Source organism: Paractinoplanes hotanensis (assembly GCF_023717965.1).
GTDB lineage: Bacteria > Actinomycetota > Actinomycetes > Mycobacteriales > Micromonosporaceae > Actinoplanes > Actinoplanes polyasparticus.
Map to the genome: position 1 here is coordinate 44,456 of NZ_JAMQOL010000004.1, position 10,257 is coordinate 54,712.

13 protein-coding genes are annotated in these 10,257 nt (G+C 71.7%); 4 read left to right on the forward strand and 9 right to left on the reverse strand.

Annotated elements, in window-relative coordinates; all coding sequences use genetic code 11:
• Window positions 1–6: 6 nt before the first annotated feature.
• The 7 genes from LXN57_RS03810 to LXN57_RS03840 all read right to left on the reverse strand — a co-directional run bounded on the left by LXN57_RS03810 (window position 7) and on the right by LXN57_RS03840 (window position 5,406).
• Window positions 7–687 carry a hypothetical protein gene (locus LXN57_RS03810; RefSeq protein ID WP_251796584.1) on the reverse strand — a complete coding sequence of 227 codons (681 nt, stop codon included), beginning with the start codon at window positions 685–687 and terminating at the stop codon, window positions 7–9.
• On the reverse strand, window positions 684–1,559 hold the full coding sequence (locus LXN57_RS03815; RefSeq protein WP_251796585.1) for an ATP-binding cassette domain-containing protein: 876 nt from the start codon (window positions 1,557–1,559) through the stop codon (window positions 684–686). Before LXN57_RS03815 ends, LXN57_RS03810 begins: the two co-directional genes overlap by 4 nt.
• Window positions 1,556–1,909 carry a GntR family transcriptional regulator gene (locus LXN57_RS03820; RefSeq protein WP_221375959.1) on the reverse strand — a complete coding sequence of 118 codons (354 nt, stop codon included), beginning with the start codon at window positions 1,907–1,909 and terminating at the stop codon, window positions 1,556–1,558. Before LXN57_RS03820 ends, LXN57_RS03815 begins: the two co-directional genes overlap by 4 nt.
• A 254-nt stretch (window positions 1,910–2,163) precedes the next feature.
• Window positions 2,164–2,520 (reverse strand): hypothetical protein, encoded by a 357-nt coding sequence (locus tag LXN57_RS03825; RefSeq protein ID WP_251796586.1) that lies wholly within the window; start codon window positions 2,518–2,520, stop codon window positions 2,164–2,166.
• A gap of 56 nt (window positions 2,521–2,576) precedes the next feature.
• Window positions 2,577–3,680, reverse strand: a complete 1,104-nt coding sequence (locus LXN57_RS03830) for a cystathionine gamma-lyase (protein WP_438872823.1) — start codon at window positions 3,678–3,680, stop codon at window positions 2,577–2,579.
• Between the two features lie 5 nt (window positions 3,681–3,685).
• Window positions 3,686–4,681: an NAD(P)H-dependent glycerol-3-phosphate dehydrogenase gene (locus LXN57_RS03835; RefSeq protein ID WP_251796588.1), complete on the reverse strand. Its 996-nt coding sequence runs from the start codon at window positions 4,679–4,681 to the stop codon at window positions 3,686–3,688.
• Window positions 4,678–5,406, reverse strand: coding sequence for a lysophospholipid acyltransferase family protein (locus LXN57_RS03840; RefSeq protein WP_251796589.1), 729 nt, complete (start codon window positions 5,404–5,406; stop codon window positions 4,678–4,680). The genes LXN57_RS03835 and LXN57_RS03840 overlap by 4 nt, the downstream gene beginning before the upstream one ends.
• Window positions 5,407–5,538: 132 nt before the next feature.
• Here LXN57_RS03840 and cofC point away from each other — a divergent pair, with 132 nt between their 5' ends.
• From cofC to LXN57_RS03860, 4 genes are read left to right on the forward strand one after another with little or no spacing between them, the layout of a single operon-like run.
• Complete coding sequence (gene cofC, locus LXN57_RS03845) at window positions 5,539–6,189, forward strand: 2-phospho-L-lactate guanylyltransferase (protein ID WP_251796590.1); 651 nt, start codon at window positions 5,539–5,541, stop codon at window positions 6,187–6,189.
• A 17-nt stretch (window positions 6,190–6,206) separates the two neighbouring features.
• Window positions 6,207–6,404: a cold-shock protein gene (locus LXN57_RS03850; RefSeq protein WP_251796591.1), complete on the forward strand. Its 198-nt coding sequence runs from the start codon at window positions 6,207–6,209 to the stop codon at window positions 6,402–6,404.
• Window positions 6,405–6,458: 54 nt separating this feature from the next.
• Window positions 6,459–8,729, forward strand: coding sequence for an RNA degradosome polyphosphate kinase (locus LXN57_RS03855; protein ID WP_251796592.1), 2,271 nt, complete (start codon window positions 6,459–6,461; stop codon window positions 8,727–8,729).
• On the forward strand, window positions 8,726–9,601 hold the full coding sequence (locus tag LXN57_RS03860; RefSeq protein WP_251796593.1) for an NUDIX hydrolase: 876 nt from the start codon (window positions 8,726–8,728) through the stop codon (window positions 9,599–9,601). The genes LXN57_RS03855 and LXN57_RS03860 overlap by 4 nt, the downstream gene beginning before the upstream one ends.
• Here the strand turns inward: LXN57_RS03860 and LXN57_RS03865 are convergent.
• Both LXN57_RS03865 and LXN57_RS03870 read right to left on the reverse strand, forming a co-directional pair.
• Complete coding sequence (locus LXN57_RS03865; RefSeq protein WP_251796594.1) at window positions 9,558–9,980, reverse strand: hypothetical protein; 423 nt, start codon at window positions 9,978–9,980, stop codon at window positions 9,558–9,560. The genes LXN57_RS03860 and LXN57_RS03865 overlap by 44 nt on opposite strands.
• Before the next feature lie 88 nt (window positions 9,981–10,068).
• Window positions 10,069–10,257 (reverse strand): hypothetical protein (locus tag LXN57_RS03870; RefSeq protein WP_251796595.1); only part of this gene is annotated, 189 nt, incomplete at its 5' end.

Sequence of the window (10,257 nt, forward strand, 5' to 3'; positions counted from 1 at the left end):
TCGCCGCTACGTCGCCGACCGCTTGACGGCGACGTCGCGGAGCAGCCGGTGCGTCGCCGCCCAGCCCAGCACGACCGCGACAGCGGTCAGGGTCAGCGCGATCGCGTAGGGCAGCCGGGCGATCAGCTCACCGGAGTCGTCGATCTCGATCAGCCCGTTGCCGGTCAGCGCCGGCAACGAGCCGGGCGCGATCAGCAGCACGCCGATCCACGGCCGGAACCGGTAGAACCCGGCCGTAATCAGGATGCCCGAGGTGACGAAGCCCGCCGTGGCCGGCAGCAGATGGAAGTACTCGGCCGCCGCCTCGCCGAACCGGAACACCGGGTAGCTCTCGGCCCGGTGGCCGGCCAGGCCCAGGACGACGCTCTCGACGGCGTGCCCGACGACGACCACGGCCGGGAAGACAATCGTGACAGCCAGGGCCGACAAGGCCATCCCCCGCAGGAACTCGTGCCGGGTCACCCCGTTCGCCACGAAGATCTTGAAGAACATGCTGACCAGCAGGATGCCGGCGACCAGCGGCCAGTAGAGGGCGGCCGCGCCCGCGACGACCAGCCAGAAGCTGAACCGCACCGGACCCGCCGCCGAGATCGCGGCCACCGCGACCACCTCGACCGCGACCAGGATGGCGGCGAACCAGAGGATCATCGGCCGCCAGAGCCGGAGCAGGGACGTGACGACACTCATCGGGAAGCCTCCAGCCGCTGCGAGGTGAGGTGCACGAACAGGTCCTGCAGGCCGAGCGGGCCGAACGTCAGGCCCGCCTGCTCGCCCCGGGCGATCTCGCCGGGCTCGAGCCGGCCGTCCAGGGTCAGGGCGCGTACGCCGCCGAGGCTCTGCTCACCGAGCACCGTGTGCCCGGCGGCGAAGGCGGTGACCCGCTCGGCCGGCCCGGTGACGGTGACCCCGCGCCCGCGCAGCGCGTCGGTCTCGTCGTGCAGCAGGATCCGGCCGCGGTCGATGATGACGACACGCTCGAAGAGATCGGCCACCTCCTCGATGAGGTGGGTGGAGAGGATGACCGTGCGCGGGTGGGACAGGTAGTCGGCCAGCAGCTCGCGGTAGAACAGGGTGCGGGCCACCGCGTCCATGCCCAGATAGGACTCGTCGAGGATGGTCAACGGCGCCCGCGCGGCCAGCCCGAGCACCACCCCGACGACCGAGCGCTGGCCCCGCGAAAGGGCCGAGACGCGCTTGCGGCTGTCGAGCTCGAAGATGTCGAGCAGCTTGAGCGCATACTCCGCGTCCCAGGTCGGCCGCAGCCAGCCCGCGACGTCGAGCGCCGTGCGCACCCGGTCCGAGTCGTTCAGGTCGAGCGTGTCGCGGACGAACACCGTGCCCCGCATGACCCGCGGATTCTCGAACGCCTCGACCCCGTCGACCAGAACGGTGCCCCGGTTCGGGCGCCGGTAGGAGGCCAGCGCGCTGAGCAGGCTGGTCTTGCCCGACCCGTTGCGCCCCAGCAGCCCGTAGATCTTGCCGGTCGGCAACGTGAGATGCACGTCGTCGACGGCCAGGGTGTCGCCGTAGCGGATGGTCACACCCCGCATCTCGATCATCGCCGGCTCCCCAGGTAGTGCGTGATCTCGTCGATGCTGATGCCGACCCGATCCGCCTCGTCGAGCACCGGCTCGAGCGCCTCGGCGAAGAAGCGTTCCCGCCGGGCCGCGCGCAGCTTGCCGGGCGCGTCCGGGCTGACGAACATGCCGATCCCCCGCTTCTTGTAGAGAACCCCCTCGTCGACCAGCTGGGCGAAGCCCTTGGCCGCGGTGGCCGGGTTGATGCGATAGAAGGCCGCGTACTGGTTGGTGGACATGACCTGCTCGTCCTCCCGGAGGGAACCACTGAGGATGTCGTTCTTGATGCCGTCGGCGATCTGCAGGTAGATCGGGCTGCGGTCGTTGAACACGCGACCCTCCCTACGTTGGTTCATTACTCATGTAACTAACCATAGAAGCGCTGAGGATCGAAATCAATACGTACGCGGCGTGGATCAGCACCCGCCTCCCGAGCGGGCTTCGCGCCGTCGTCGGTCGCGGCCGAGCCCGGCCGCCGGCTCATGAGATCGGTCCCCGGCGTGCAAGATACGGAAGCTTTTCCCGAAGACGCGGAACGTCGGTGCTCCCCCTGGACGCACTCTGGTCCAGGACGTCGTGACCGGCGTCAGGCGGCGAACGTCTGGGGCAGCACGCCGTTGTCCCACAGGGTGTCGAGGTGGTCGAGGAAGCCGACCAGGCTGCGCTCCAGTTCGCGGCGCTCGGTGGACGGCAGAGCGGCCAGCGGGTCGCTGAACACGAGCCCCTCGGGGTGCTTGGCCCGGGTGCCGACGAACTTGCGGCACGAGGAGCACCAGACGTAGCTCACCAGCGTGGGGCGACGGGCGTTCTCGGGGGCGGTGACATAAGCGCGGAGACTCTTGTCCCCGCACGAGGGGCACTCTCGCTCGCCCGGGGCGGCGAAGAAGCTCTCGCCCTGGGTCATGGCGGCTACCTGGTCACCGGAGAAGCTGTCCCAACTCACCCGGGCACGGTATCCCGCCCGCCCCCGGCCAGTGGATCACTCGGGGGCGTGGCGGGTCAGGCCTCGTCGAGGGCGGCGGTCAGGTCGGCCAGCAGGTCGACCGTGTCCTCGATGCCGCACGACAGACGGATGAAGCCGGGGGACGTGTCGTCGCCCCACTGGGCGCGGCGGTCGGCTGTGGTGTGGACGCCGCCGAACGACGTGGCCGCGAAGACCAGCTCGGCTGCCGTCAGGAAGCGGGCCACCCGCTGCGCGTCGCCCAGGTCGAACGAGACCACGCCGGGGATGCGCCGCATCTGGCGGGACGCCACGGCGTACGACGGGTCGGAGTTCAGACCCGGCCAGCGCAGCCCGGTCACGTCGGCCCGGCCGCTCAGCAGGGCCGCCACCGCCGCCGCGTTCTGGCTCTGGCGGGCCAGGCGCAGGTCGAGCGTGGCGATCGAGCGGTGGGCCAGCCACGCGTCGAAGGCGCCGGGAACCGCGCCGGTGTGCTTGCGCCAGGTCTCGACCTTGTCGAACAGCGCCGGGTCGTTGGTGGCGACGTAGCCCAGCAGCACGTCGGAATGGCCGGTCAGCGCCTTCGTGCCGGACGCGACGACCAGGTCGGCTCCGAGCGCCAGCGGGTTCTGGCCGAGCGGCGTGGCCGTGGTGTTGTCGACGGCCACCAGCGCGCCGGCGGCGTGCGCGGCCGCGGCGACCTCGGCGATGTCGCAGACGTCGAGGCCGGGATTGGCCGGGGTCTCGAGCAACACCAGGCGTACGCCGGTGAAGTCGGGGAACGGACCGGCGGTCGGCGCCGGCACCGTCGTCACACCGAGGTCGCGAAGGGTGCTCTCGGCGAAGCTGCGGACCGTGAAGTAGCCGTCGGAGGGCAGGACCACCGTGTCGCCGCTGCGGAGCACAGAGAGCAGCAGAGCGGTGATCGCCGCCTGACCGCTGGCGAACGTCAGCGTCCGGCCGCCCTCGAGCTGGCCGATCGCCGACTCGAGCAGGCGCCGGGTGGGGTTGTCGGGCCGCCCGTAGCCGTTGTCGCCGACCTGCCCTTGCTCGGGGTCGAGGTGGTAGGGCGCGGCGAAGACCGGGCCGGGCAGGAACGGGTCGCCCGGCTCGGCCTCGGGCAGTCCCGCGTGCACAACCCTGGTTCCGTCGCTGTAGCTCAGCTCGCTCACTCCGGCTTCATCTCCCGACCCATCAGCAGTTTCACCGCGACCCGCGGGTCCACACCCTCGTGGCACACCCGCTCGACCTGCTCGGTGATCGGCACCTCGACCCCGTGCGCGCGGGCCAGGTCGCGGATCGCCAGGCAGCTCTTGACGCCCTCGGCCGTCTGCCGGGCGGCCGCCTGCGCCTGCTCCAGAGTCTTGCCCAGACCCAGTTGCTCGCCGAAGGTGCGGTTGCGTGACAGTGGCGACGAACACGTCGCCACCAGGTCGCCCAGCCCGGCCAGGCCGGCGAAGGTGAGCGGGTCGGCGCCCAGCGCCACCCCCAGCCGGGCCGTCTCGGCCAGGCCGCGGGTGATCAGCGACGCCTTGGTGTTGTCGCCCAGCTTCATCGCCGCCGCCATGCCGTAGGCCAGGGCGATCACGTTCTTGACGGCCCCGCCCAGCTCGCAGCCGACCACATCCTCGCTCGTGTAGGGACGCATGTAGGGCAGCGCGATCGCGTGCTGCACGGCCCGGCGCCGGTCGGCGTCGGCGCCGGCCACCACCGTGGCGGCCGGCTGCTCGGCGGCGATCTCGGGCGCCAGGTTGGGCCCGGAGACGACCACCACCCGGGACGCGTCGACCCGGGCCGTCTCGACGATGACCTGGCTCATCCGTTTGGTCGTGCCGAGTTCGATGCCCTTCATCAGCGAGACGATCGTCGAGTCGGCCTCGAACGCGCCCGCCCACTCGGCGAGGTTGCCGCGCAGCGTCTGGGACGGCACGGCGATCGCCACTATTCCGGCGCCGGACACGGCCTCGGTCAGGTCGCCGGTGGCGGTGATGCGCTCGGGCAGCTTGAGCCCGGGCAGCGCGCTCTCGTTGAGGTGGTGGTCGCGGATCGAGGTGACGACCGCCTCGCGGCGGGCCCACATGGTGACGTCGGCGCCGGCCTCGGCCAGCATCTTGGCGAAGGCCGTGCCCCAGGCGCCGGCCCCGATCACCGCGGCCCGGCTCATCCGGCGTCCCCGGCGCTGGGCGCCTGGCGCCGCGGGCGGTCGTAGAGGGCGGCCGGCGGTTGCTCGCCGCGCAGCTCGCCGACGAGCAGGCTGATGTCGTGCATGATCGTGTCGGTCATCTGCTCGAGCACCTGCCGGGTCGGGGTCGTGCCGTGCCACCGGCTCAGGTCGACCGGCGGACCGGCTGTCACCGTGACCGGCGTACGCCGGAATCGCAGTTTGCTGGTGCGGGGATCGAAGATGCGCTCGGCCCCCCAGTTGGCCACCGGGACCACCGGCGCGCCGGTGACCAGGGCCAGCCGGGCCGCGCCGGTCTTGCCCCGCATCGGCCACAGGTCGGGCTCGCGGGTGGTCGTGCCCTCGGGATAGATCACCACGACGCCGCCCTGCTGGAGCGCGTCGACCAGCACGTCGAGGGACTTCACGGCCTCGACACTGCCGCGTTCCACCGGGATCTGCTGGACCTTGCGGAGAAAGCCGCCGAGCAACGGCACCTTCCACAGGCTGGCCTTGCCCAGGAAGCGGGGCCACCGGCCGGCGCTGAAGATGTAGTAGCCGACGATGACCGGATCGAAATGCGACACATGGTTCGGGGCGATGATCACGCCGCCGGACCGCGGGATGTGTTCCGTGCCGAGCCAGGTCCGGCTGGTCCAGACCTTGAGCACAGGAATCACCAGTGCCGCCGCGAAACTCCGCCAGAATCCGAGCCTGCGGTGTGCCACGGCTCCTCCTGCCCTGCTCGGGCGGCGGTTCCCCGTCGCCCTGGTCGTCGTGCCTGCGTCGAAATCATGCCTGCTCGCGGCCTGCGGTACCAGGTAGGGGTCCTTACCGGCTCCGCTGGCACACTGGTGACGATGACTACGGGCGACTGGGTGGCGGTCATGCCGGTGAAGCGGCTGACGGCCGCGAAGAGCCGGCTGCGCGGTGCCGTGCCCGCCGCCCGGCACGGCGATCTCGCGCTGGCCATGGTGCGCGACACCGCGGCCGCTGTGCTGGCCGCTCCGGCCGTGGCCGAGCTGCTGGTGGTGACCGACGACCCGGTGACGGCCGCGGCCGTGACCGCCCTGGGCGCCCGCGTGGTGCCCGACCGGCCGGCCGCCGGGCTCAACGAGGCCATGCGGTACGGCGCCGACGAGGTCGCCGGGCTCGGCGCCCACCGCGCCGTGCTGGCCGGCGATCTGCCCGCGCTGCGCCCCGCACAGCTCGACGCGGCGCTGGCTGCCGCCCGGCCCGGCCGCGCGTTCGTGGCCGACGCCGCCGGCAGCGGCACGGTCCTGCTGGCAGTGCCGCCCGGCGAGCCGCTCGACCCGCGGTTCGGCATCGGTTCGGCGGCCGCCCACGTCGGCTCCGGAGCACGCCCGCTCACGGGCGACTGGCCCGGCCTGCGGCAGGACGTCGACACCCCGGGCGACCTGCGCACCGTCCTCGGCCTGGGCGCCGGCGAGCACACCTGTGCCCTGCTGCGTGACGTGGGACTCAAGGTGGCCTGCGTCTCCGCCGCCTGACCGGTAGCGTCAAGGCCATGCAGGGCACCGTCGCGACCTTCGACCCCACCTCCCGCAGCGGCACTCTGCTGCTCGACGACGGCACTGAGCTGGCCTTCGGCGCGCCCGCCTTCGACGCCTCCGGGCTGCGGAAACTGCGTCTGGGGCAGCGGGTCGCCATCGAGGCCGGCGAGGACGGCCACGTCCGCCAGGTGAGAATTCCCGGGGTCGACTGAAACGGTGCAGCTGTGTCCGTTTCACGTTCTGGCGAAACCGGCGATGATGGTGCGATGCACACCTCGCCCCGGACCCCCACCAGCCGCCGGCGTGGCCCGGACGGCCGCTTCCTTCCCCGCACGACCAAGAGCGAAACGGCAGATCCGGCGCCCGTGTGCGAGACCGCGGACGCCGATCCGACAACGACGGAGCGAGTGGTGACCACCAGCATCGAGCCCGACGACCTGACCGAGCGCGACGGCCCCGAGCTGACCGAGCTGCCGGAGGACAGGTTCCTCAACCGGGAACTCTCCTGGCTCGACTTCAACGCCCGGGTGCTGGCGCTGGCCGAGGACCCGGAGACCCCGCTGCTCGAACGGGCCAAGTTCCTGGCCATCTTCGCCAGCAACCTCGACGAGTTCTACATGGTGCGGGTCGCGGGCCTGAAGCGCCGGCTCAACGCCGGTCTGCCCATGCGCGGTGGCGACCGCTCCTCGTTGCGCAACCAGCTCGACATGATCTCGCAGCGCACGGCCGACCTGGTGACCCGGCAGTCGGCCTGCTTCGGCGACGAGGTGCGCCCCAAGCTGTCGGCCGAGGGCATCGAGGTGGTCGCCTGGGCCGAGCTGGACGCCCCCGAGCGGGAACGTCAGCGCACGTACTTCCGCGAGCAGGTGTTCCCCGTGCTGACGCCGCTCGCGGTCGACCCGGCGCACCCGTTCCCGTACATCTCGAACCGGTCGCTGAACCTCGCGGTCGTGCTGCGGGATCCCGACGGCAGCGGAAACGAGCTGTTCGCCCGCATCAAGGTCCCGAACAACGTGCCGCGCTTCGTGACGGTGCAGAACGACAGCCGGGCGGCGCGTTTCCTGCCCGTCGAGGAGCTCATCGCCGTCCACCTCGACCAGCTCTTCCCGGGCATGCAACTGCAGGAGTGGCACCTGTTCCGGGTCACCCGCAACGCCGAGCTCGAGGTCGACGAGGACCGCGACGAGGATCTGCTGCAGGCGCTCGAGCGCGAGCTGGCCCAGCGCCGCTTCGGCCCGCCGGTGCGCCTCGAGGTCGCCGCCTCGATCAGCGACCACGTGCTCGACCTGCTGGTCCGCGAGCTCGACGTGGTCAGCTCGGACGTGCAGCGGGTGCCCGGCCTGCTCGACCTCTCGGCCCTGTGGCAGGTCTTCGGCGAGTGCGACCGCGACGATCTGAAGGACCGTCCTTTCGTGCCGGCGACGCATCCGCAGCTTGCCGACGGTGAGGTGCCGCGGAGCGTCTTCAACCGGCTGCGCGAGAGCGACATCCTGGTCCACCACCCCTACCACTCGTTCTCGACGAGCGTTCAGCGCTTCATCGAGCAGGCCGCGGCCGACCCCCACGTGCTGGCCATCAAGCAGACCCTCTACCGCACCTCGGGTGACTCGCCGATAGTCGACGCGCTGGTCGACGCGGCCGCCGCCGGCAAGCAGGTGGTGGTGCTGGTCGAGGTGAAGGCGCGCTTCGACGAGGTGGCCAACATCGCCTGGGCCCGCACGCTCGAGCGGGCCGGCTGCCATGTCGTCTACGGCCTGGTGGGGCTCAAGACCCACTGCAAGACCGCATTGGTCGTACGCCAGGAAGGCCACCAGATCCGGCGGTACTGCCACATCGGCACCGGCAACTACCACCCGAAGACCGCGCGCCTCTACGAGGACTTCGGCATGCTGACCGCCGACCCCGAGGTCGGCGCCGACGTCACCGACCTGTTCAACGTGCTCACCGGCTACAGCCGCCAGCGGTCGTACCGCCGCCTGCTGGTGGCGCCGCACGGCGTCCGCTCCGGCCTGATCGAGCGGATCGAGGAGCAGGCCCGCATCGCCCGCGCGGGCGGCGAGGCGCTGGTGCAGATCAAGGTGAACTCGCTCGTCGACGAGGAGACCATCGACGCGCTCTACCGGGCCTCGCAGGACGGCGTGCGGTCCGATCTGATCATCCGCGGCATGTGCGCGCTGCGGCCCGGCGTCCCCGGTCTGTCCGACAACATCCGGGTCCGCTCGATCGTCGGCCGCTTCCTGGAGCACTCGCGCGTGTTCCGGTTCGGCGCCGGCGACGACGCCGAATACTGGATCGGCTCGGCCGACATGATGCACCGCAACCTCGACCGCCGGGTCGAGGCGCTGGTGCGGGTCACCCTGCCGACCGCCCGCGAAGAGCTGCGCTACGTGCTCGACCTGTCGATGAGCGACACCACCGAGGGCTTCGACCTGGCCGGCGACGGCACCTGGCACCGGCACCCGGCCAGCCCCACCGACCCGCACGTCCACCTGCAGGAGGCGTTGCTGCGCCGGGTCATCGGCAAGGCGGTCAAGTGAGCGAGACGACCGCGGTCCGCGCCGCCGGTGGCGTTCTCGTACGCGACGGCCGGGTCTGTCTCGTGCACCGCCCCCGTTACGACGACTGGGCGCTGCCCAAGGGCAAGCTCGACAACGACGAGCCGCCGATCCTCGGCGCCGCTCGCGAGGTGCTGGAAGAGACCGGCCAGACGCCCCGGGTCCGGGCGGCCCTGCCCGCTGTTTCCTACACGCTGCCGGACGGCCGCCCCAAGACGGTCGACTACTGGCTGATGGAGGCGGTGGGTGACGGTGGCCCCGTGCAGGACACCCACGAGGTCGACGAGATCGCGTGGCTGCCGTTCGACGAGGCCGCGGCCCGGCTGACCTACGCCGACGAGCGGGCCGTGCTCGAGCACGCCGCTTCCCTGCCCCCGATCACGTCGGTGTTCGTGCTGGTGCGGCACGCGCACGCCGGCGAGCGCAAGAAGTGGTCGGGCAACGACGCGCTGCGCCCGATCGACGCCCAGGGTCAGGCCGAGGCCGAGCGGTTCGCCGCGATCTGCGGCCCGATCGGTCCGGAAAGGCTGATCACGGCGACGCCGTTGCGATGCAAGCAGACCCTGGAGCCGGTGTCGGCCGCGCACGGCGGTCTGCCGATCGTCGTCGACGGCGCGTTCGCCGAACCGGCCGATGCCGACGAGGCGCCGGCCAAGGCCAAGCTGGCCGCGCAGCGCCTGCTCGATGTGCGTTCCGGCGGCCGCACGGTGATCTGCAGCCAGGGCAAGATAATCCCGCACCTGCTGGCCACCCTGCTCGACGAGGCCGACAGCGAGCCCTACAAGACCGCCAAGGGCGACGCCTGGCTGCTCACCTGGACCGGCGACCGCCTGCTCGAACCGGCTCGGCTCTAGTACGTACCGGGTCGGCGCGCCAGAAGCCGATCAGGTCGCCGGTCAGCCACCGGGCGCGCCACAACTCGTCCTCGCGCGGCTCCCAGTCGCGCAGGGGCAGCAGTGAGACCCGCCAGCCGAGCACACAGACCAGATACCAGTTGTAGAGCGGGATCAGGCCGAGCCAGGCGTCCCGGGGCCGGTACGAGGCCCACGGGGCGAGCACGCGCACGACGAGCGCGGCCCAGGCCCCGGTGACGAGCCAGTCCAGCAGTCCCGAGCCGGTGTACTGCTTGGCCAGCCCGCCGAGCGTCCAGCCCGGCACCACGGCGGCCGTGAACACCAGCGCGGCGATGAGCGACCGGCCGAACAGTCCCCGCGGCGACACATCACGCCCCATGCCCGCAGACGGTAGGCGCGCTGCCGTTCCCCCGACCCGGACACACGAAAGGCGTCCACCGTTCGGGTGGACGCCTTTTCGCGCGGAACTAGCGGGTCTTGCGGGTCGTGCCCGTGGCGCGGGCGCGAGCCGGAGTCGCCGCGGTGGCCGCGGTCGTGGTCTTGCGGGCGGTCGTCTTCTTGGCGGCCGCCGTCTTGGTCGCCGGGGCGGCCTTGGTGGCGGCGGTCTTGGTGGCGGCCGTCTTCTTGGCTGCCGTCGCCTTGGTAGCGGTGCTCTT